This window comes from Bradyrhizobium lablabi, from assembly GCF_900141755.1.
Lineage (GTDB): Bacteria > Pseudomonadota > Alphaproteobacteria > Rhizobiales > Xanthobacteraceae > Bradyrhizobium > Bradyrhizobium lablabi_A.
The window spans coordinates 2,814,635-2,834,087 of record NZ_LT670844.1; the positions used below are offsets into that span (position 1 = coordinate 2,814,635).

Annotated in this window: 21 protein-coding genes and 1 pseudogene; 8 read left to right on the forward strand and 14 right to left on the reverse strand. The window is 63.6% G+C overall.

Annotated elements, in window-relative coordinates; all coding sequences use genetic code 11:
* Positions 1–2: 2 nt before the first annotated feature.
* Together B5526_RS13045 and B5526_RS13050 are read right to left on the reverse strand one after the other, a co-directional pair.
* Positions 3–1,469, reverse strand: a complete 1,467-nt coding sequence (locus B5526_RS13045; RefSeq protein ID WP_079538564.1) for a glycerol-3-phosphate dehydrogenase — start codon at positions 1,467–1,469, stop codon at positions 3–5.
* A gap of 89 nt (positions 1,470–1,558) precedes the next feature.
* Entirely contained in the window at positions 1,559–4,252 is a 2,694-nt protein-coding gene (locus B5526_RS13050) for a sensor domain-containing protein (RefSeq protein WP_079538565.1), read from the reverse strand.
* A gap of 248 nt (positions 4,253–4,500) precedes the next feature.
* Between B5526_RS13050 and B5526_RS13055 the strand changes: the two are divergent.
* Positions 4,501–5,622 (forward strand): annotated as a pseudogene (locus B5526_RS13055) (NAD(P)/FAD-dependent oxidoreductase); the annotation flags it as partial.
* A gap of 141 nt (positions 5,623–5,763) precedes the next feature.
* Here B5526_RS13055 and B5526_RS13060 read toward each other — a convergent pair.
* Complete coding sequence (locus B5526_RS13060) at positions 5,764–5,949, reverse strand: YdcH family protein (protein WP_079538568.1); 186 nt, start codon at positions 5,947–5,949, stop codon at positions 5,764–5,766.
* 241 nt (positions 5,950–6,190) lie between these two features.
* Between B5526_RS13060 and B5526_RS13065 the strand changes: the two genes are divergently transcribed.
* The gene (locus B5526_RS13065) at positions 6,191–6,397 is read left to right on the forward strand and encodes a YdcH family protein (protein WP_079538570.1); all 207 of its coding nucleotides are present in this window, start codon (positions 6,191–6,193) and stop codon (positions 6,395–6,397) included.
* Between the two features lie 99 nt (positions 6,398–6,496).
* Here the strand turns inward: B5526_RS13065 and B5526_RS13070 are convergent, their stop codons facing one another.
* Positions 6,497–6,877, reverse strand: a complete 381-nt coding sequence (locus tag B5526_RS13070; RefSeq protein ID WP_079538572.1) for a response regulator — start codon at positions 6,875–6,877, stop codon at positions 6,497–6,499.
* Positions 6,878–7,111: 234 nt separating this feature from the next.
* Here B5526_RS13070 and B5526_RS13075 point away from each other — a divergent pair, with 234 nt between their 5' ends.
* Positions 7,112–7,318 carry a hypothetical protein gene (locus tag B5526_RS13075; protein ID WP_079538573.1) on the forward strand — a complete coding sequence of 69 codons (207 nt, stop codon included), beginning with the start codon at positions 7,112–7,114 and terminating at the stop codon, positions 7,316–7,318.
* Positions 7,319–7,433: 115 nt separating this feature from the next.
* A complete protein-coding gene (locus tag B5526_RS13080; protein WP_079538574.1) occupies positions 7,434–7,685 on the forward strand; it encodes a hypothetical protein in 252 nt (83 codons plus the stop codon).
* Between the two features lie 127 nt (positions 7,686–7,812).
* Here B5526_RS13080 and B5526_RS13085 read toward each other — a convergent pair whose 3' ends face one another.
* Positions 7,813–8,970 carry an epoxide hydrolase family protein gene (locus B5526_RS13085; protein ID WP_079538575.1) on the reverse strand — a complete coding sequence of 386 codons (1,158 nt, stop codon included), beginning with the start codon at positions 8,968–8,970 and terminating at the stop codon, positions 7,813–7,815.
* An 8-nt stretch (positions 8,971–8,978) separates the two neighbouring features.
* Positions 8,979–9,674 carry a GGDEF domain-containing protein gene (locus tag B5526_RS13090; protein ID WP_154071292.1) on the reverse strand — a complete coding sequence of 232 codons (696 nt, stop codon included), beginning with the start codon at positions 9,672–9,674 and terminating at the stop codon, positions 8,979–8,981.
* Between the two features lie 159 nt (positions 9,675–9,833).
* Here B5526_RS13090 and purE point away from each other — a divergent pair, with 159 nt between their 5' ends.
* The 4 genes from purE to B5526_RS13110 all read left to right on the forward strand — a co-directional run bounded on the left by purE (position 9,834) and on the right by B5526_RS13110 (position 12,707).
* Positions 9,834–10,322, forward strand: coding sequence for a 5-(carboxyamino)imidazole ribonucleotide mutase (purE, locus tag B5526_RS13095; protein ID WP_079538577.1), 489 nt, complete (start codon positions 9,834–9,836; stop codon positions 10,320–10,322).
* A complete protein-coding gene (locus B5526_RS13100) occupies positions 10,319–11,428 on the forward strand; it encodes a 5-(carboxyamino)imidazole ribonucleotide synthase (RefSeq protein WP_079538578.1) in 1,110 nt (369 codons plus the stop codon). The genes purE and B5526_RS13100 overlap by 4 nt, the downstream gene beginning before the upstream one ends.
* Before the next feature lie 174 nt (positions 11,429–11,602).
* The gene (gene rpsU, locus B5526_RS13105; protein WP_079538579.1) at positions 11,603–11,911 is read left to right on the forward strand and encodes a 30S ribosomal protein S21; all 309 of its coding nucleotides are present in this window, start codon (positions 11,603–11,605) and stop codon (positions 11,909–11,911) included.
* Between the two features lie 277 nt (positions 11,912–12,188).
* Complete coding sequence (locus B5526_RS13110) at positions 12,189–12,707, forward strand: tetratricopeptide repeat protein (RefSeq protein WP_244562284.1); 519 nt, start codon at positions 12,189–12,191, stop codon at positions 12,705–12,707.
* Between the two features lie 18 nt (positions 12,708–12,725).
* On the opposite strand, the gene B5526_RS13115 is transcribed toward B5526_RS13110, so the two are convergent.
* From B5526_RS13115 to B5526_RS13150, 8 genes are all read right to left on the reverse strand, one after another.
* Positions 12,726–13,706, reverse strand: coding sequence for a hypothetical protein (locus B5526_RS13115; protein WP_079544961.1), 981 nt, complete (start codon positions 13,704–13,706; stop codon positions 12,726–12,728).
* Between the two features lie 106 nt (positions 13,707–13,812).
* Complete coding sequence (locus B5526_RS13120) at positions 13,813–14,097, reverse strand: cupin domain-containing protein (protein WP_079538581.1); 285 nt, start codon at positions 14,095–14,097, stop codon at positions 13,813–13,815.
* 18 nt (positions 14,098–14,115) lie between these two features.
* Positions 14,116–15,213 carry a calcium:proton antiporter gene (locus tag B5526_RS13125; protein ID WP_079538582.1) on the reverse strand — a complete coding sequence of 366 codons (1,098 nt, stop codon included), beginning with the start codon at positions 15,211–15,213 and terminating at the stop codon, positions 14,116–14,118.
* A 54-nt stretch (positions 15,214–15,267) separates the two neighbouring features.
* Positions 15,268–16,053 (reverse strand): alpha/beta hydrolase, encoded by a 786-nt coding sequence (locus B5526_RS13130; protein WP_433994647.1) that lies wholly within the window; start codon positions 16,051–16,053, stop codon positions 15,268–15,270.
* A gap of 38 nt (positions 16,054–16,091) precedes the next feature.
* A complete protein-coding gene (locus B5526_RS13135) occupies positions 16,092–17,489 on the reverse strand; it encodes an NAD(P)(+) transhydrogenase (Re/Si-specific) subunit beta (RefSeq protein ID WP_079538584.1) in 1,398 nt (465 codons plus the stop codon).
* 43 nt (positions 17,490–17,532) lie between these two features.
* Positions 17,533–17,850 (reverse strand): proton-translocating transhydrogenase family protein, encoded by a 318-nt coding sequence (locus tag B5526_RS13140; RefSeq protein ID WP_079538585.1) that lies wholly within the window; start codon positions 17,848–17,850, stop codon positions 17,533–17,535.
* Positions 17,851–18,031: 181 nt separating this feature from the next.
* The gene (locus B5526_RS13145; protein WP_079538587.1) at positions 18,032–19,162 is read right to left on the reverse strand and encodes a Re/Si-specific NAD(P)(+) transhydrogenase subunit alpha; all 1,131 of its coding nucleotides are present in this window, start codon (positions 19,160–19,162) and stop codon (positions 18,032–18,034) included.
* Positions 19,163–19,297: 135 nt separating this feature from the next.
* The gene (locus B5526_RS13150; RefSeq protein WP_079538588.1) at positions 19,298–19,450 is read right to left on the reverse strand and encodes an aa3-type cytochrome c oxidase subunit IV; all 153 of its coding nucleotides are present in this window, start codon (positions 19,448–19,450) and stop codon (positions 19,298–19,300) included.
* Positions 19,451–19,453: the final 3 nt, after the last annotated feature.

Sequence of the window (19,453 nt, forward strand, 5' to 3'; positions counted from 1 at the left end):
CGTCATCCGGGCGCCGCACCCGCCATGAACTTCGCCAGCGCGTCGCGATCCGCCGGCGGCATGGTCAGGCCGAGTTTCGAGCGGCGCCACAAGATATCGTCGGGAAAGCGTGCCCACTCCTTTGCCATGAGATAGCGCACCTCGGCGCCCGTGAGCTCCGGCCCGAAGGCTGAGCCGAGATCGGCGCGACCTTTGGCGTCACCAAGGATCGCCTCAAGCCGCGTGCCGTAGGCAGCGACCAGGCGCTGCGCCTCCGGCTCGGACAGAAACCGCCAGCGCTCGCGCGCGCGTTCGACCTCGATCTCGAAGCGGTCCCACGCAAAATCACCGCCCGGCAAAGGCTTGGTCGCGGTCCAGCGCGGCGACATCGGATAGAACGGCGTCAGCTCCGAGACCGCCCGCTCGGCGCGCCACCGCGAGGTAGTGACATCGCCGCCAAAAATCGTCAGCAGTGGCGCCTTGCGGCGGCGGGTGTCGAACATCATGGTACCGTCGCGCGCGGCGCGCCGCGGGTTCGTCACCAAATTGGCGCCCGAGAACGTCCTGATCACGTCGGATGCGTCGATGCGTTCGCGAAAATAGCGGTTGGCGGCGTCGCAGAGGTAGGCGACATCGCCTGCGGCGATCGCCACCACGGCGGGATCGCCCTTGAAGGCGTGCCCGACGCTGCCGATCAGCGTGAAGTCGCGCTCAAAGGGGCAGGCGTAAATCAGCCGCCGGTCGGCATTCTGGAAAACATAGACGTTGTCGGTGTCGAACAGGCGCCTGACGACGATCTGGCTGATCTGCCCCGTGCCCGCTTTCCACGGCGACATGCGCAGGACGGTTTCCGCGACAAAGGAAGTCCAGGCGCCGCTGGCGTTGGCGAGCGCCCTTGCCGTGATCACCTGGCGGTGGCCGCGATCGATCGCGGCGAGCCGCCAGATCTCGGTGCGGTCGGCGCGCACGCAGCGCGCGCCGGTACGGATGATAGCACCCCGCTCCGCGGCGTCGACAGCGTTGGCGATCACCAGCCGGGAATCGTCGACCACGCAATCGGAATATTCGAACGCCGTGCCAAACGGCCGCTTCAGCGCATTGCCGACCGGATGGTGGGTGACGTCGACGGTCGCCGACGGCGGCAGGCCGCGCGCGGCCAACCGGTCGTAGAGCAAGAGCCCCGCGCGTAAAAGCCATGGCGGACGCTCGTCGGCATGCGCGGGGATGACAAAGCGCATCGGACGCACCAGATGCGGTGCGATCTTGAGCCAGATTTCGCGCTCGGCCAGCGCCGCGCGCACGCGCCGAAAGCGCCAGCGCTCCAGCACGGCGAGATCGCCATGGATCATTCGCGAGGTCGCCTGGGAAGCGGCGCCGCCGAGGTCGCCCTGCTCCAACAGGATCACCCGCAGGCCGCGTCCGGCGGCGTCGCGCGCAACGCTGACCCCGTTCAACCCCCCGCCGATGATCGCAAGATCGTAGTCCGCCATGCGCCAGACTTAGAGCATGATCGGGAAAAGTGGAAACCGGTTTTCCGAAAAGATCATGCTCAAACAAAAGATAGCGACTGAATCAGTCGCTAGCCGGTCTTGCGCGCGGGCTCGATGGCGTTGCCGCTGTTGCGGCCGACCAGCGCGGCGTATTGCCCGATCGGCAGGGGTTTGCCGAGGAAATAGCCCTGCACCGAGTCGCAGCCCTCGTCGGCGAGGAAGCCGAGCTGCTCCTGGGTCTCCACGCCCTCGGCGACGATCGACATCTCCAGACCATGGCCGAGGCCGATGACGGCGCGGATGATCGCCGCCGATTGCGGATTGTGTCCGAGATTGATGACGAAAGCGCGGTCGATCTTGATCTTGTCGAACGGAAACGCCTGCAGATAGCTCAGGGAGGAATAGCCAGATCCGAAATCGTCCATCGAAACCCGCACGCCGAGCGCTTTGAGCCGCCGCAACAGCGCCAGGCCGCGATCGAAATCCTCGATCAGCACGCCCTCGGTGATTTCGAGCTCGAGACGGCCCGGCGACAGCCCGGTTTCGAGCAGGATGGAATGCACAACGCCGACAACGTCGCCGTGCATGAACTGCGCCGGCGACAAATTGACCGCGATCTGCAGCGGCATCGGCCAGGAGGCGGCCTCGCGGCAGGCCTCGCGCAGGATCCATTCGCCCATCTCGACGATCAGGCCGCTTTCTTCCGCGAGCGGGATGAAATCAGAGGGCGGGACGAAGCCGCGAACCGGATGCAGCCAGCGCGCCAGCGCCTCGAAGCCGATGACCTCGCTGGAGGCAACCGTCTGCCGCGCCATCGCCTGCGGCTGGTAATGCAGCGACAGCTCGCCGTTCTTGATCGCGAGCGACAGATCCTGGTGCAGCACCCGGCGATCCCTGATCTGCTGGTCCATCTCGGGTTCATAGATGCTGATCGTGCCGCGCGATTTCGCCTTGGCGCGGAACAATGCCGCGCCGGCATTGGCCAGCAGCGAAGCGGCATCCAACCCGTTGTGGGGGAATATCGAAATGCCGGTGGTGACGCCGGTGCGGACCGATTTGCCGTCGATCAGGAACTCCTTCGCCAGGGTTTCGGCGAGCTGTTCGGCCAGCAGCATCCCGGCGACCGGTTGCTTGCCGTCGATGATCAATCCGAACTCGTCACCGGAGAGGCGCGCCACCACGCCGCCGCGCGCCGAGGTTTGGAGGCGGCGCGCCACTTCGATCAACAGCTTGTCGCCGGTCGCATGGCCGAACACGTCGTTGATTTCCTTCAGCCCGTCGAGGTCGAGCGACAGCACCGCGAATTCCTCGCCGGTGCCGTCGCAAGCCTCGATCATCTGCGCGAGCGCCTGCAGGAACGCCGCGCGGTTCGGCAGATCGGTCAGGCCGTCATGATAGGCCATGTGGGCCATGCGCGATTCGGTCTGGCGGCGGTCGGTGACGTCCTCGTGGGTCTTGATCAGATATTTCGGCGCGCCGGTGTCGTCGAGCACCGTCATGCGGCGGGTCAGGAACAGCCGCAAGCCGTCCTTGGTGCTGATCGGGTGTTCTTCGGTGAGCAGGCCGCGTTTCTTGATCGCGGCCTCGTCGCGCGCGATGATCAGCTTGGCTTCGCGCGGATTGAAGATATCGGCGGCGGTCAAGCCGGTGGCGTCCTCGCGGCGGCGGTTGAGGATCGCCTCGGCGCTGCGATTGGCGAGCAGGTATTTGCCGTCGCTGACGCGCTCGACGATCAGCGAGACCGGAATGTTGTCGACCACCAGTTCGAGGAACTTCTTGGTGTTCTCGAGCTCCTGCGACAGCGATTTGCGATCGGTGACGTCGTCGAACAGCGCGATCAGGAATTCCGGCTGGTTCTTTTCGTTGCGCGCGATGACGCGGTGGCTTGAGATGACGCGCTTCTGCGAGCCGCGCTCGACCACGATTTCATTGCGGAAATGACCGTCGGCCGAATCCAGCGCCGCCCGGTCCGCCGCTTCGATGCCGGCGGTGGTGTCGGGACGGAAAATCTCGTCGGCGCGCTTGCCGACGATGTGATCGCGGGAAAAGCGCGAGAAGCGTTCGAAGGCGCGGTTGGCAAAAATGTAGCGGCCGTCCTCGATGTTCTTGGCGGCGACGCATACCGGCACGTTGTCGAGCATCGATTCCAGGAACTGCTTGGTGGTCGCCAATTGCCTGGAAAGCGTGCGCTGTTCGGTGCAGTCCTCATGGGTTGCCACCGAACCGCCGTTCGGCAACGCAAAATATCTGGCCAGCACCGATCGCCCGTTGGGCAATTCGGTGACGAAGCCTTCCGGGCGTTCGGAGTATTTGTAGAAATCCTCGACGCTGATATCGAGCCAGCCGCGCTTGCGGCGCAGCTCCAAAAGTTCCGGCCCGGTCATGTCCTTGGTCAGATCCGAGCGCACCAGGCCGTAGAGCTCGAGATAGCGATCGTTGCAGAGCACGATCCGCATCTGCGGATCGGTCATCAGCACGCCCTGGCTGAGGTGGTTCAGGGCGGAGGAGACATAGCCATTTCTGCGCAATTGCGAACGCCTGGCCCGGCGCAATGTCGAATGGATCCACAATGCGCTCGCGGCAATGAAGGAGCAGACGACGATGCCGCCGATCAGCATTTCCCAAACCATATTGGGATCGGCCGAGCCGACATAGCTCGCCGGCGCGAATCGATCCGACAACGCCGAAGCGGTTCCGAACGGCACAATGGTGGCGGCCAGGCAAACGAGAGCCTGCGCAGGAATCGAGTTCTTGCCGCCTGCCTGCCAGTCCTTGTCAGCCATCAGTCACCCGCGGATTTCAACGCGGAGTGTCTGGCTTGACGGGTTTGGATCGGGTAAACGCGTACCCCTACAACCCGAAAATGCGAGTTAAATTACGGCAATTGGCCTGACATGATTAATGATTCACTAACATAAGTCCCGCGCGAAGGCGTTCCGAAGCGAATCCAACGGGTTGTTGCGATCATGCATGCGATTGACCCCCGACCTTTGCGGCCTTAACGAGACGTCGAACAAGGCGGCAATCCCAGGATCCGAAGCACCAGCGAATGGAACGAGTTGACTGCGTCGTCATCGGGGCGGGGGTGATCGGTCTGGCGGTCGCGCGGCGGCTGGCGCAGGCCGGCCGCGAGGTAATCGTACTGGAGGCGGCCGAGGGCATCGGCACCGTCACCTCGTCGCGCAACTCCGAGGTGATCCACGCCGGTATCTATTATCCGGCCGGCAGCCTGATGGCGCGGATGTGCGTCAGTGGCAGGCATGCGCTCTATGCATATTGCAGGGAGCACGGCATTCCGCATCGCAATTGCGGCAAGCTGATCGTGGCGACGACACCGAAGGAGACGGCGAAACTGGCCTCGATCCGGGCTCACGCCGAAGCCAATGGCGTCGACGATCTCAAAACCCTCTCCGGCGATGACGCGCGGGCCATGGAACCCGCGCTTAGCTGCGACGCCGCCCTGCTCTCGCCTTCCACCGGCATCATCGACAGCCATGCGTTCATGCTGGCGCTGCGTGGCGAGGCCGAAGATTCCGGCGCGGCGCTCGCCTTTCACACCCCCCTGCTGCATGCGAGGGCGAGCGGCGAGCGCATCGAACTCGACGCCGGCGGCGACGCACCGATGAGCCTCGAATGCAGGCTTTTGGTCAATGCCGCGGGGCTCGCAGCCTCGGCGGTCGCGCGCGCCATCGAGGGCATGCCGATAGACCTGATCCCGCCCGCTTATCTCGCCAAGGGAAACTATTTCAGCTGCAGCGCGCGGGCGCCCTTTTCGCACCTGATCTATCCGGTGCCCGAACCCGGCGGGTTAGGGGTGCACCTCACCCTCGATATGGCCGGACAGGCCCGGTTCGGCCCCGACGTGGAATGGGTTGAGAGCATCGACTACGCCGTCGATCCCTTGCGGGCGGAAAGATTTTATCCGGCGATCCGGCGCTACTGGCCGACACTTCCCGACGGCGCGCTGATGCCGAGCTATTCGGGAATCCGGCCGAAGATCGTGCCGCCGGCGGTGGCGGTGCAGGATTTCCTGATCCAGGGGCCCAGACATCACGGTGTCGAAGGGCTGATCAATCTGTTCGGAATCGAATCGCCGGGGCTGACGTCCTCGCTGGCGATCGCCGATTACGTTGGCGAACTTGCGGGCCCATGAACACAACCACCCCGAGGCGCGAGCCTCGAGGTTGGTCAATGCGGCCTATCATTCGCGGCGTGCAAGCGCACACAGCTCAAGGATGAACGCAGTTGCATTCATCCCGGCATGATGGCGATGTCTGTGAAACCTGAAGCGAAACTAGTGCACTGTTTCCAAGGCGGTATGCTTCAACCGCTCGATCGCGTCCTTAACCATTAATTTCCGGCGCTTTAACTCAACAATTTGCAGGTCGTCTGTTGAAAGGTGCACGAGAGCTTCGTGCAATTCGTTTTCTAGAACCTTGTGTTTCCGTTCCAGTTCAACGAGATGCGCCTGAATTGCCATTCGAAACCTCCTCGGTTGGATGAGACTTCAGATTTGGTCCGGACGCCCGAGTTTACACGAACCCCCAAAACTGTCGATGGGTATCGAAAAGCGCACCCTCATATTTCCACGGCCTTCTGTAACGAATCGTGAGTACGGAACCGGTGCCTGCTTGCACAGTCCGCTGGCAGGGACGATATTCGTAACAGCGGCTTTTCGTACCCTTTCGCAATCTCATCGCGTTTTTCAGCTAACGTACACCATGACCAACGAAGATGAGCGCGAACTCGAAAACGAGCTCGCACGGCTGCAGCAGGAGCACCGCGATCTCGACGCGGCGATCGATGCGCTGCATCAATCGCCGGCGCCGGATTTGTTGCGGCTGCAACGGCTGAAAAAACGCAAGCTGCAGCTGCGCGACCGCATTGCTTTCATCGAAGACCAGATCACGCCGGATATCATCGCGTAGTTTTAGTCTCGTCATTCCGGGATGGTCCGAAGGACCAGACCCGGAATCTCGAGATTCCGGGTTCGCACTTACGTGCGCCCCGGAATGACAGTTTAAGATTCACGCGTCGCCCGTCAATTCGCGCAGCAGACCTGCAAGCTCCATCGAACCGTAGGGCTTCTGCAGAAACCGGCCGCCCTCGGGCAGATCGGTTTCCCTTAAATCGGACTGGCCGGAAGTTGCGACAATCTTGATCGGAGGCCAGCGGCCCCTGACGGCGCGGGCGAGCCTCAACCCGTCCATCGAGCCTGGCATCTGGATATCGGTGAACACCACGGTGATGTCGCGGCGGGCTTCCAGAATGTCGATGGCCTCGTCGGCATTGGCCGCTTGGACCACCTCGAAGCCGGCGGCGGTGATCATGTCGGCCGCGTGCATTCGCAATAGAAATTCGTCCTCGACAATCAGCACCACGGGTCTTTTGGACCGAACAAGACCCATGCGCCGTACTCCCTACGAATACCCATCAAGCGCCTGATGTCGTTTTCGTTCCCGCCCGGACTTTCGGACGGAGCTGGCTGGATCTATGCGACCGGCATTGAGCCCCACGGTCAGGAGATCGACAGATCGGCCGTGGATGCGCGGGTTAGACCACTTGACTCTCCCCTTGACTCTCTGAGAACAAAATAGGAACATCGGCGCGTTCTCGCCGCCAGCCCTCTCGGGAGTTTTATCATGTCCGAACCCGTCTCGACCGCCGACCGTCATCATTACGAACAGGCCTGCGACCAGGCGATTGCGATGTGCGACGGCAACCTGCGCAGCACCATCAAGGCGCTGATCATGGCGAACGAATATCTGGAAAACGAAGTTCACGAATTGCAGGCCGCGATTTCGTGCGGCTGCGCGCCCGTCGGATTAGCCAAGAGCGATGCCGCCTGATCATTCTGGAGCCAAGACCTGGAGTCAAAGACCTGGAGTCAAAGACCTGGAGTCAAAGACCTGGAGCCAAGACCTGGAGTCAAAGACCTGGAGTCAAAGACCTGGAGCCAAGACCATGGCCGATGTCACCTATTACGTCGCGCTGCCGTTCCTGCAGGACGAGACCGGCTCGCCGGTCGCGGGCGCGGCCGAAGAATGCCAGAGTTCGACCGCCGCATTGCGCCGCGCGGAGATCTTGTCGCGGGCCGCCGGCAGCATCGGCGCGGTCGCCTTCAGCCGCACCGGCGATCCCATGATCGGCGAATTCGGCGACGCGCAACTGCTCCGGAAATTCGGCAATGTGCCGGACGATCTGAGCGGGTTGTAGAGCGCGATGACTTTTCTTCGAATCGTCATCCCGCTCTATCTTTTTTGTTTGAGCAGATCTCCGCGCAAACGCTTCGCGTTTGTCGCGAGGGAAAACCGGTACCCACTTTTCCGGTTCATGCTCTAGATCAGCGCAATTCCCGGAAGAAAGCGCGCACCTCATCGGCGAGCAATGCCGGCTGTTCCAGCGCAGCGAAATGTCCACCTCTGGGCATGATGCTCCAGCGGCGAATGTCGGTGAACACGCGCGCGGCGGCGGTGCGCGGTGGTTTCAGGATCTCGCGGGGAAATTGCGCGTAGCCGGTCGGAACCGAGATTGTATCGCCGGGGGGCAATATCGCCGAGCCGTGCAGGCGGGCATAATAAGGCCAGAACGACGAACCGATCGCCCCGGTGAACCAGTAAAGCGAGATGTCGGCGAGCATGCGGTCGCGGCTGATCGCGCTCTCGACGTCGCCCCCGCAATCGGACCAGGCGCGGAACTTCTCCACGATCCACGCCGCGAGCCCCGCGGGCGAATCCGTCAGGCCAAAGGCGAGCGTCTGCGGTCGCGTGCCCTGGATCCACTGATAACCGGTCTCTTCGCGGGTCCAGTGCGCAAGCTCGCTCAGGTAACGCCGCTCCTCTTCGGTCGGATTGGCAAAGGCGGAAGCATCGCGGCCGGCGGCCATCATCAGATTGATGTGGATGCCGATCAAGCGATCGGCATGCGCATAGCCGAGGCGGCTGGTGACCGCGGCGCCCCAATCGCCACCTTGCGCGCCGTAGCGCGCATACCCCAGCACATCATGCATGAGGGCGGCGACGCAATCCGCCATTTCGGGAACGCCGAACCGCCTTTGACCGGGGCTAAAGGATAGGCCGTAGCCGGGTAACGACGGCGCCACCACGGTGAAGGCGTCGCGCGCATCGCCACCGAAGCGCGCGGGGTCGGTGAGGCGTGGAATGATGTCGAGAAACTCGAACACCGAGCCCGGCCAGCCGTGCAGCAAGAGGAGCGGCATCGGATCGGGACCGACGCCCTTGACGTGCAAATAGTGAAGGTCGATCCCCTCGAGCGGGACGCGGAATTGCGGAAAGGCGTTCAGGGCGGCTTCTTCCGCTCTCCAGTCGAAACCATCGCGCCAGTATTCGGTGAGCTTGCGAAGATAACCGACATCGGTGCCATAGGCCCATGCGTCGCCGGGCGCCTGGTCGGGAAAGCGTGTGCGGGCAAGACGGTCGCGGAGGTCGGCGATGTCGGCGTCCTCGATACGAAGCCTGAATGGGCTGGGTTTGATTGTCATGATCCTGCTCACACCTCATGCCGCCGTTGCGCCTTGCGCACATACATCGCGCTGTCGGCTTCTTCCAGCGCGCGATTGGCTTCGGCGTGCGGACCGAGAATGGCGACGCCCGCCGACGCCCCCGCTTTGACGGTACGGCCGCCAAAGCTGAAGCTGAGCCGATCGATGTCTTCTTCCAGCGCCGCCGCTTTCGCCTTGGCGTCGGTCTCGCTGAGATTCCACAACAGAAGCGCGAACTCGTCGCCGCCGAGCCGCCCGATCACGTCGGAGGAACGGATCTGGCGCGATATCGCGGCAATGATGGCCTTGAGCACAGAATCGCCGGCGGCGTGTCCGAACTCGTCGTTGATCGGCTTCAAGCGATCGACGTCGAGCACGATCAGGGCGCCGCCGGCGCGATAGCGCTTGATGTAGGCGATCGCGCGATGGAGTTCGCGCTCGAAGCCGCGCCGGTTCGGAATACCCAGCAGGAAGTCGGTATCCGCGGACGCCTGCAACTCCTCGATGCGCGCCATCGCCTGCGCCAATTGCGCGCGCAGCCTGCGAACGGCCGGTTTGGCATCATTGGGCGGGGTAGGCTGCGCCGGCGCGGAGGCGGCCTTTTTCGCTGGACCAGCGCGCTGCGGGACCTTCTTACGCTCCGCCAGGCCAGCTTTACGGCGTTTCGCACCCTTCGATGCGGTCATCCTGGTTTTCTTCTTCATCGGCATCCCTAAGTTCTTCAATCGAGATCCCTAAGAAGACTTGCCGGGATTCACCAAGACAGGATAGTCCATTCCGGTCCCCTTGCCACGCCTTGCCGAAGCTTGGGCCGATCCTATAATCCGGCCTATGTTTTTGGATTCCCGAAAAGAATTGACCGCATGACCGCCGCCATAGCCATCATCATGGGAAGCCAGTCGGACTGGGACACCATGCGCCATGCCGCCGATACGCTCGCCGCGCTGGGTATTGCGTGCGAGAAGCGCATCGTCTCGGCGCATCGTACCCCGGACCGGCTGTTCGCCTTCGCCAAGGGCGCGAAAGCCGCCGGCTTCAAGATCATCATCGCCGGCGCCGGAGGCGCGGCGCATCTGCCGGGCATGGCCGCGTCGCTGACGGAGCTTCCGGTGTTCGGCGTCCCGATCGAATCCAAGGCGCTGTCCGGCGTCGATTCGCTGCTGTCGATCGTCCAGATGCCCGCCGGCATCCCGGTCGGGACGCTCGCGATCGGCAAGCCCGGCGCCATCAACGCTGCGTTGCTCGCGGCCAGCGTGCTGGCGCTGGACGATCCGGCGCTGGCCGGCCGGCTTGCCGCGTGGCGCCAACAGCAGACCGAGGCGGTCAGCGAGCGCCCGGAGGGATCTGCGTGACGGCGTCAACTCAGGTGAAGCTGAAGCCCGGCGACACCATCGGAATTCTCGGCGGCGGACAATTGGGCCGGATGTTGGCCATGGCGGCGGCGCGCCTCGGCTTGCGCTGCCAGGTGTTTTCGCCGGATCCGGATTCGCCGGCGTTCGACGTCGTGATGAACGCGACCTGCGCGGAATATGCCGATGTCGAGGCGCTCGAGCTATTCGCCGGCGACGTCGACGTCATCACCTACGAGTTCGAGAACGTGCCGGCCGCGGCCGCGATGATCCTGGCGGCGCGCCGTCCGGTATTGCCCGACCGGCAAATCCTGGAAACCACGCAGGATCGCCTCGCCGAGAAAGATTTCGTCAAGCGGCTGGGCATCGGCACCGCCGACTACGCCGATGTAACGTCGGCGGCTGGCTTGCGCGCCGCAATCGCGCGCATCGGCCTGCCTGCGGTGATCAAGACGCGGCGCTTCGGCTATGACGGCAAGGGTCAGGCGATCATCCGCGACGGTGACGATCCGGATAGAGTCTGGGCCGATCTCAGCACCAGATCCGCCATCCTCGAGGCCTTCATTCCGTTCGAGCGCGAGGTCTCGATGATCGCGGCGCGCTCGGCCGACGGCCATGTCGAGTGCTTCGACGTCACCGAAAACGAGCATCGCGACCACATCCTGAAAATTTCGCGCGCCCCGGCTGATATCTCGGACGCGCTGGCGGCGCAGGCGCGCGACATCGCCGAGAGCATTGCCAGCGCGCTGAATTATGTCGGCGTGCTGGCGGTCGAGATGTTCGTGGTGGCGGGCGCCGGCGGGCCGACATTACTGGTCAACGAGATCGCGCCGCGGGTACATAATTCGGGACACTGGACGCTCGACGGCGCCTCGATCTCGCAATTCGAGCAGCACATCCGCGCCATCGCCGGCTGGCCGCTCGGCAAGCCGGTCCGCCATGGCGAGGTCACCATGACCAATCTGATCGGGGACGAAATCAACAGCTATGAGCAATGGCTGACCGTCCCGGGCGCCACCGTCCATCTCTACGGCAAGGGTCCGCCGCGGCCGGGCCGGAAAATGGGCCATGTGACGCAGGTCGGAACATTGCCGCCGAAAACCACCTGATCGGCCCTAACAGAGGCTGATTTAGCCCCGCTTAGCGCGCACAATTCCGTGTCTTGCGGTGGACATTGCTCCCTTTGTCTGATACATCCGCGCGCTCAAGGTTCGGGGCTTAAGCTTTTTGCCAGCCCCTCGCTTTACCAGAATCCAATCCGACTAATTGAAAGAGGATGCCGCGTGCAGGTTCTCGTCCGCGATAACAATGTCGATCAAGCCCTCAAGGCGCTGAAGAAGAAGATGCAGCGCGAGGGTATTTTCCGCGAGATGAAGCTCCGCGGCCACTACGAAAAGCCCTCCGAGAAGAAGGCCCGCGAAAAGGCCGAAGCCGTGCGCCGCGCGCGCAAGCTCGCCCGCAAGAAGCTGCAGCGCGAAGGTCTGTTGCCGATGAAGCCGAAGCCGGTGTTTGGCGCAGGTCCGGGCGCCGAGCGCGGTGGTCCCGGCGGCGGCCGCGGCGGTCCCGGCGCCGGTCCGCGCGGATCGCGCTGAACAAAATTTTGGCAGATTGGATTTCATGACGCGGGCCCTGGTGGCCCGCGTTATGTTTTTTTGGTTGTCTTTTTTTCGTTATCTTTTTTGAACGATGCATTTTGCAGCGCGGCAGGCTACCAATCACGGGGTTACGCCGCGCGAGTGATCTGCATAGATGGCCCTTCCGGTTCCCTGCCCTTCTTCCGGAGCTTCGCGGCTCATTCTACGCGCGTGCGCGCCGGCCGCCCTGATCGTGACACTGCTTTGCGGCTGCTCGATCAATCTCGGATCGCTGATGCCGGAACCTGACAGCGGAACGGCTCCGAAGTCGGCGCCGACCGGCGCGAATGTGGCCGAGGCACAGACGCTTACCGCGCGCGGCGAAACGCTGGCACGATCCGGAAACACCGACGAAGCGCTTGCCGAATTCGATCACGCGCTCGCGCTCGATCCCCACAACGCCCAGGCGCTGTTTGCCCGCGGCCTGCTCTATCAGGGCGAAAAGCAGCACCAGCTTGCGATCGACGATTTCACCGCGGCAAACGGCCTGACGCCGCAGCGGGCCGATCCACTGCTCGGCCGCGCGGTCAGCTACCTCGCACTCGACAAGGTCAAGGAAGCCGCCGCCGATCTCGACGAGGCGGTGGAGGCCGACCCGCAGAACGCCCAGATCTGGACCACGCGGGGGCTTGCCTATGAGCGCCTCGGCGACAGGGCCAAGGCCGCCGGCTCATACGCCCGCGCCATCAACCTTCGGCCCAAGGATGAGGCCGCGCGAAGCGGCTTTGCCCGCGTCGGCGGCAAGGCGGGATAAAGCTGCGGCGTCCGCCAGCTATTTCGGCAATACCGCGTGAAACACCGATTTGGCAGCCGACAGCATGTCTTCGGCAACCGAGGTGTGTTCCCGCGCCGGCGGCGCCGAAGCGTCGGCATGCAGATCGAGCGGCCCCGACGGCGAGGGCAAGGGCGAGGACACGGGCGACGGCAAGGGGATGTCGGCCGGCGGGACCGGACGGCGCGGATCGGCGGCTGCGTAAGGCGGCCTTTGCAACGATCCGGTGGGCGCATCGACGCTTTCGGTTCCCGGCGTCGAAACCATGATCGGCGGCGGCAGCGGTCGAACCGCCGGCGCGGGGGCGACGGGCGGCGCCGATGCGACACGAGGCGCATCCGGGGTGCGCGCGGCCTCCTGGGCACGCGGCGAACCATCACCGGTACCGCGCAGGCGCTCGATGGCCGCGCGCGCGAGATCGTTGGCGTCGCGATGATCTTCCGGAGCGATCGCAGCCTCGACCGCCGGGGCGTTATTCGGCGCAGCCACGACCGGTGCGGTAGCCGGCGCGGCGGACGTCACCGGAGCCGGGACCGTCCGGGCAATCGCCTTTTCGCGCAGCTGCGGCTGATGGCGCCGCGTATCCAAGGGAATGCTCGCGGTCTCCGTCGGCTTGTCGGCCGGTTTCTCGGTGACCGGTTTCTCGGCGACCGGTTTCTCGGCGACCGGTTTCTCCACGGGCTTTTCGACCGCTGCCGGCTTTTCGGCGGCGGTTTTCTCGAGCATCGCCCGTTCAGAGATGCCCTTGGCCTTGACGCCGGGCTCGGGGAGGCTGGCGACCTCCGCCGGCTTCGCGTCGGCCTTGACGTCGGCTTTCTTGGCATCGGCCTTCTTGGGGTCGGCGGAGGACACCGCAGCGGCGACCGGCGCCCCAACTGGGGGCCTGGCGATGATGTAATGATTGACGACGTAGGCCCCGATGATGGTCGCTGCCACCGACGGCAACATATCCATCGTTATTTTCGAGAGGTATTTCAGCATGCCGACCACTCCCCGCACCCCGATCTGGATGCGGGAACTTTGAGGCGCATTGAGGGATCAACTGCGACAGATCGGTGGCAATTCGATACTAATCGGTAAACAGCTGTTACGGTTTCAGCTCGACTTCCAGGAACACGATCTCGGAAGCGGTCTCGTTGAGCACGTCATGTTCCACCCCGGCCTTGCGAAAGTACGATTTGCCGAGGCCGAGCTGGGCCTTGGAGCGTTCCCCATTGGGCGCCACGATGGTCATTTCGCCCGAGGTCACGGGAACGATCACATAGTCCATCTCATGGATGTGATGACCGGTGGCGCTGCCGGGGGCCAGCCGCCACTCGGTGACGCGAACCTCTGCCGTGTCGACCTGAACGTCAGATTTGGCGCTTAACATTGTGGGATTCTCCAGACCTCAGGGCACAAATACCAGGAATACGAATACCGCAAACACCACGAGGTGAACCAGCCCGAACAGGATGTTGGTGCGGCCGGTGCCGAAGGTGAGCATGCTCACGACGAACGTCAACCCCAACAGTACCGTCTCCTGGTCGTTGAGCCCAAGCACCAGCTGCTTGCCCAGCGCGTAGGCGGCTACCGCGACCGCCGGGATCGTCAGCCCGATGGTTGCAAGCGAGGAGCCGAGCGCGAGATTGACGCTCTTCTGTAGATCGTTCTTGCGCGCGGCCGCGACCGCGGCGACGCTCTCCGGCAAAAGGATCAAGAGTGCCACCAGCACGCCGGCAAAAGCCGGCGGCGCGCCGATCCTGGCGGTTGCAAAATCGATCACCAGCGAGAATTTCTTCGCCAGCAGCACCACCGCCAGCAGCGATATCAGCAGCAGCAGGGCGCTCAAAGCGAGCATCCGGTTGGATGTCGGCGCCCCGTCGTCCGCCTGGCCCGCGACCTCGCGGATGAAGTAATCCCGATGTCGGACGGTCTGGGTGTAGAGGAACACGCCGTAGAGGATCAGCGTGACGACGCTGACGAAACCGAGCTGGACCGCGGAATAGACCGGTCCCGGCGTGGTCAGCGTATAATTTGGCATTATCAGCGTGATGGTCGCCATCACGATCAGGACGCTCAGATACAGGCTCGCCCCTGTAACCTGCACATCCTGCTCGCGGTAGCGCAGGCCGCCAGTCAGGATGCAAATGCCGACCAGGCCGTTGCAAACGATCATCACGACAGCGAATACCGTGTCGCGCGCCAATGTGGGAACGGGCTTTTCGCCCAGCATGATGGTCGCGATCAGCGCGACTTCGATGATGGTGACCGCCAGCGTCAACAGCAGCGTGCCGTAGGGTTCGCCGATCCGCTCCGCGATCACCTCGGCGTGATGGACCGCGGCGAACACAGTCCCGAACAGGACGACCAGCAGCAGACCTGCAAACACCAGCCCCGCGGGCGTTGGCGTGAAGCTGATGCCGAGTGCCGTGGCGGCAGCAAAAAACAAAACCGACAGCGTCGGAAAAATCCACGCCGATGGCGGCATCGGGCCGTGCACGCTCATGTCACCACATCCTCAAGGTCCGGGTGGAAACTATCCGTCAAAGAATGGCAGTCGTCAGCTGTTTGCGGCATTGATGAAATGTCGAGCCGTTTCGATCGCGCCAAAACTGTCCAGATCGTTGTGGCCTCCTTCAGGAAACCGCACGAATTGTTTCGGCTGATGGGCAAGCGCGAACAGGCGCTCGCCAAAATCGATCGAAATAGTGAAATCGCGTTCGCCATGCATGATCAGGAGAGGCGCCGTCACCCGCGCAATGCGCGTGTCGGAACGAAACGGATCCCGTATCAGCCAGCGCACCGGCACAAATCGGAAAGCCGCGGCGGCAACGTCCGCGATCGACGTATAGGGGGCTTCCAGGATCAGCTTTCCGACCGGCTGCGCGGCCGCCAGCGCGACCGCGACACCGCTGCCTAGGGAAAAGCCCCAGACGACGATCCGCTCGCTGCCATATCGCGCCGACGTGAAGGCGTAGGCTGCCGCGGCATCCTGGAGCAGGCCCTGCTCGCTTGGCCGGCCGCTCGAGCCGGCATAACCCCGGTATGACAAGGCGACGAGCCCGGTCCCGTCCGAAGTGATATTGCGGAAGCGGCCGACGAGCCCGGCGAGATAATCTCCGTTGCCGGGAAAATGAATCACGACCGCATGACCCGGTTTTGCGGGGACATGCCAGACGATGACCTTCTCGCCGTCGGCGGTGGTCAGGATATGTTCCTCGGCTTCCGGAAGGCCCGCGGCGGCGGGCGCCGTGCGTCCCGTTTGCGGGACCGGAAAGATGAACGACCGCTGCGCGAAAAACAGCGCGGCAAGGAAGCCGAGATAGCCGACCGCTGCAACGACGATGAGCCATTTCAGCACGGTTCTGATCTCTCGCCGCTGAACTACATCCCCTTGACGATGTTCTCGGTCATCTTCTTGGCATCGCCGAGCAGCATCATGGTGTTGTCGCGGTAGAACAGGGGATTGTCGATGCCGGCATAGCCCGAGGCCAGCGAGCGCTTGATGAACATCACGGTGCCGGCCTTCCAGACCTGCAGCACCGGCATGCCGTAGATCGGTGATTTCGGATCGTCCTCGGCCGCAGGATTGGTGACGTCGTTGGCGCCGATCACGAAGGCGACGTCGGCCTGCGCGAATTCGGAGTTGATGTCCTCGAGCTCGAACACCTCGTCATAGGGCACATTGGCTTCGGCGAGCAGCACGTTCATGTGGCCGGGCATACGGCCCGCCACCGGGTGGATCGCGTACTTCACCTCGACGCCTTCCTTCTTGAGATTGTCGGCCATCTCGCGCAACGCGTGCTGCGCCTGCGCCACCGCCATGCCGTAGCCGGGCACGATGATGACCTTCTGCGCGTTCTTCATGATGAAGGCGGCGTCGTCCGCCGAGCCGAGTTTGACCGGCTTGACCTCGCCGCCACCGGCGCCCGCGGCAGCCGTTTCGCCGCCGAACCCGCCGAGGATGACCGAGATGAAGGAGCGGTTCATGGCATGGCACATGATGTAGGACAGGATCGCACCGCTTGATCCCACCAGCGCGCCGGTGATGATCAGCGCCGAATTGCCGAGGGTAAAGCCGATGCCGGCGGCGGCCCAGCCGGAGTATGAGTTCAGCATCGAGATCACAACCGGCATGTCGGCGCCGCCGATCGGGATGATCAGAAGCGCGCCGAGCGCCAGCGCGATAATGGTGATCAGCCAGAAGTCGAGCTCGCTGCCGAACATCACGAGGCGGACGATGAAGACCACCAGCGCGACGCCGAGCGCGATGTTGATGATGTGACGCGCCGGCAGGATGATCGGCGCACCGCTCATGCGGCCCGACAGTTTTGCGAACGCGATCACCGAGCCCGTAAAAGTCAGTGCGCCGATGGCGACGCCGAGCGACATTTCAACCAGGCTCTGCGGATGGATGTGGCCGGGCGTGCCGATATCGAAGGCTTCCGGCGCGTAGAACGCCCCGGCCGCGACCAGCACGGCGGCCATGCCGACCAGGGAGTGAAACGCCGCGACCAGTTCCGGCATCGAGGTCATCGGCACCCGACGCGCGATCACCGCGCCGATCGAGCCGCCGATGGCGACGCCAAGGAACACCAGCACCCAGCCGATGCCGTCGGCCGGCGGATGCGCCGCGAGCGTGGTCGCGACCGCGATCGCCATGCCGATCATGCCGAAGAAGTTGCCGCGGCGAGATGTTGCCGGGCTCGACAGGCCGCGCAGCGACAGGATGAACAGGACGCCGGCGACGAGGTATAAAATTGCAGCCAGATTGGCGTTCATCTAGGGGCCCCCATTGTCTTCCTCACCGTGAGGTGCACGCCGCTCACTTGGTTTTCTTTTTGTACATCGCGAGCATGCGCTGGGTGACCAGGAAGCCACCGAAGATATTCACGCAGGCAAAGACCAGCGCCACAAAACCGAAGCCGCGCGCCCAGGCCGCGCCGCTGCCGACCTGCGCGACGCCGACCGCGAGCAGCGCACCGACCACGATCACCGACGAGATCGCGTTCGTCACCGACATCAGCGGCGTATGCAAAGCGGGCGTCACCGACCACACCACGAAATAGCCGACGAACACGGCGAGCACGAAAATCGACAGCCGGAACACGAAGGGATCGACGGCCTGCGCGAGATGATCCATGGCGGCTCTCCTGTTAGCCCGTCATTCCGGGGCGGCGCAGCGCGCCGAACCCGGAATCCCGAGATTGGTTTGCAGTGGAGATTCCGGGTTCGCCTCGAAGCCTGTCATCGGGCCGCGCTTTGCGCGGACCCGTTGGAGGCGCCCCGGAATGACGAAAAAAGCTTGGTTCGCGCGTCATCGTTCACGCGCCTTTCGGCTGGAAATTCGGATGAATGACGGCGCCGTCTTTTGTCAGCGCGGTGGCCTTGACCAGTTCGTCGTCCCACTTCACCGCGAGCGCCTTGGTCGTTTTGTCGACCAGCGTCTCGATGAAGGAAAACAAATTGCGCGCATAAAGGCTCGACGCGGAGGCTGCGACGTGGCCCGCCAAGTTGGGGGTGCCGACGATCTTGACGCCATCGAGCTCCACGGTCTCGCCGCTCTTGACGCCCTCGACATTGCCGCCGCGCTCGACCGCCAGATCAACCAGCACCGAGCCGGGCTTCATCGACTTCACCATCTCGGCCGTGATGAGCCGCGGCGCCGGCCGGCCCGGGATCAGCGCGGTCGTGATGATGATGTCCTGCTTCTTGATATGTTCGGCGGTGAGCGCCGCCTGCTTGGCCTGATACTCTTTCGACATTTCCTTGGCGTAGCCGCCGGCGGTCTCGGCCTGCTTGAACTCTTCATCCTCGACCGCGAGAAATTTGGCGCCGAGACTCTCGACCTGTTCTTTAACGGCGGGGCGCACGTCGGTCGCGGTGACGACGGCGCCAAGCCGGCGCGCGGTCGCGATCGCCTGCAGGCCGGCGACTCCCACTCCCATCACGAACACTTTCGCGGCGGGAACGGTGCCGGCCGCCGTCATCATCATCGGAAAGGCGCGGCCGAACGCCTCAGCGGCCTCGATCACCGCGCGGTAGCCGGCGAGATTGGCCTGGCTCGACAGCACGTCCATCGCTTGCGCGCGGGTGATGCGCGGCATCAACTCCATCGCGAATGCTGAGATGCCGGCATCCGCCATCGCCTTTAACGCAGCGTCGTTGCCATAGGGGTCCATGATCGCGATCACCAGCGCGCCGCGCTTGTAATTGGCAAGCTCGGAAGCCTCGGGCCGCTTCACCTTGATGACGATGTCAGCGTCTTTCAGCGCGTCCGCGCTGACGCTGGCACCGGCCGCGGTGAATTCGGAATCCGGCAGGCCCGACTTGATGCCGGCACCCGGCTCGACGGCGATATCGACGCCGAGCGCTTTGAATTTTTTCACGGTGTCGGGGGAAGCCGCGACCCGCGGCTCGGACGGATCGATTTCCTTGGCAACGGCAATCTTCATGGAGCCTCCGGCGGCGCGGGGGACGCGCGCGCAAACTAGCGCTTAATTCGCAAGCATGGATACCGGTTTTGCGAAGGGAATTAAGTGCAATTCTTATGTTGCACCGCCGGGCGGCGGCGCAACGTCAGCAACCGATCAGGTCAGGAAGATCGCCATCATGGCGAGGATGAAGACCACGAAGGCGGTGCCGTATTTCACCAGCTTGATGAAACCTTCATAAGTCTGCTCATGCGCCGGATAATCGTTACCATCCGCGGTCGTGTAGGCCACTTCGTTATGCTCTGCCATAGG

Bases quoted from the DNA above. Each gene is read 5' to 3' on its own strand.
- B5526_RS13045 (WP_079538564.1), bottom strand. From the start codon at position 1,469: ATGGCGGACTACGATCTTGCGATCATCGGCGGGGGGTTGAACGGGGTC.
- B5526_RS13050 (WP_079538565.1), bottom strand. From the start codon at position 4,252: ATGGCTGACAAGGACTGGCAGGCAGGCGGCAAGAACTCGATTCCTGCG.
- B5526_RS13060 (WP_079538568.1), bottom strand. From the start codon at position 5,949: ATGGCAATTCAGGCGCATCTCGTTGAACTGGAACGGAAACACAAGGTT.
- B5526_RS13065 (WP_079538570.1), top strand. From the start codon at position 6,191: ATGACCAACGAAGATGAGCGCGAACTCGAAAACGAGCTCGCACGGCTG.
- B5526_RS13070 (WP_079538572.1), bottom strand. From the start codon at position 6,877: ATGGGTCTTGTTCGGTCCAAAAGACCCGTGGTGCTGATTGTCGAGGAC.
- B5526_RS13075 (WP_079538573.1), top strand. From the start codon at position 7,112: ATGTCCGAACCCGTCTCGACCGCCGACCGTCATCATTACGAACAGGCC.
- B5526_RS13080 (WP_079538574.1), top strand. From the start codon at position 7,434: ATGGCCGATGTCACCTATTACGTCGCGCTGCCGTTCCTGCAGGACGAG.
- B5526_RS13085 (WP_079538575.1), bottom strand. From the start codon at position 8,970: ATGACAATCAAACCCAGCCCATTCAGGCTTCGTATCGAGGACGCCGAC.
- B5526_RS13090 (WP_154071292.1), bottom strand. From the start codon at position 9,674: ATGAAGAAGAAAACCAGGATGACCGCATCGAAGGGTGCGAAACGCCGT.
- purE (WP_079538577.1), top strand. From the start codon at position 9,834: ATGACCGCCGCCATAGCCATCATCATGGGAAGCCAGTCGGACTGGGAC.
- B5526_RS13110 (WP_244562284.1), top strand. From the start codon at position 12,189: ATGCCGGAACCTGACAGCGGAACGGCTCCGAAGTCGGCGCCGACCGGC.
- B5526_RS13115 (WP_079544961.1), bottom strand. From the start codon at position 13,706: ATGCTGAAATACCTCTCGAAAATAACGATGGATATGTTGCCGTCGGTG.
- B5526_RS13120 (WP_079538581.1), bottom strand. From the start codon at position 14,097: ATGTTAAGCGCCAAATCTGACGTTCAGGTCGACACGGCAGAGGTTCGC.
- B5526_RS13125 (WP_079538582.1), bottom strand. From the start codon at position 15,213: ATGAGCGTGCACGGCCCGATGCCGCCATCGGCGTGGATTTTTCCGACG.
- B5526_RS13135 (WP_079538584.1), bottom strand. From the start codon at position 17,489: ATGAACGCCAATCTGGCTGCAATTTTATACCTCGTCGCCGGCGTCCTG.
- B5526_RS13140 (WP_079538585.1), bottom strand. From the start codon at position 17,850: ATGGATCATCTCGCGCAGGCCGTCGATCCCTTCGTGTTCCGGCTGTCG.
- B5526_RS13145 (WP_079538587.1), bottom strand. From the start codon at position 19,162: ATGAAGATTGCCGTTGCCAAGGAAATCGATCCGTCCGAGCCGCGGGTC.
- B5526_RS13150 (WP_079538588.1), bottom strand. From the start codon at position 19,450: ATGGCAGAGCATAACGAAGTGGCCTACACGACCGCGGATGGTAACGAT.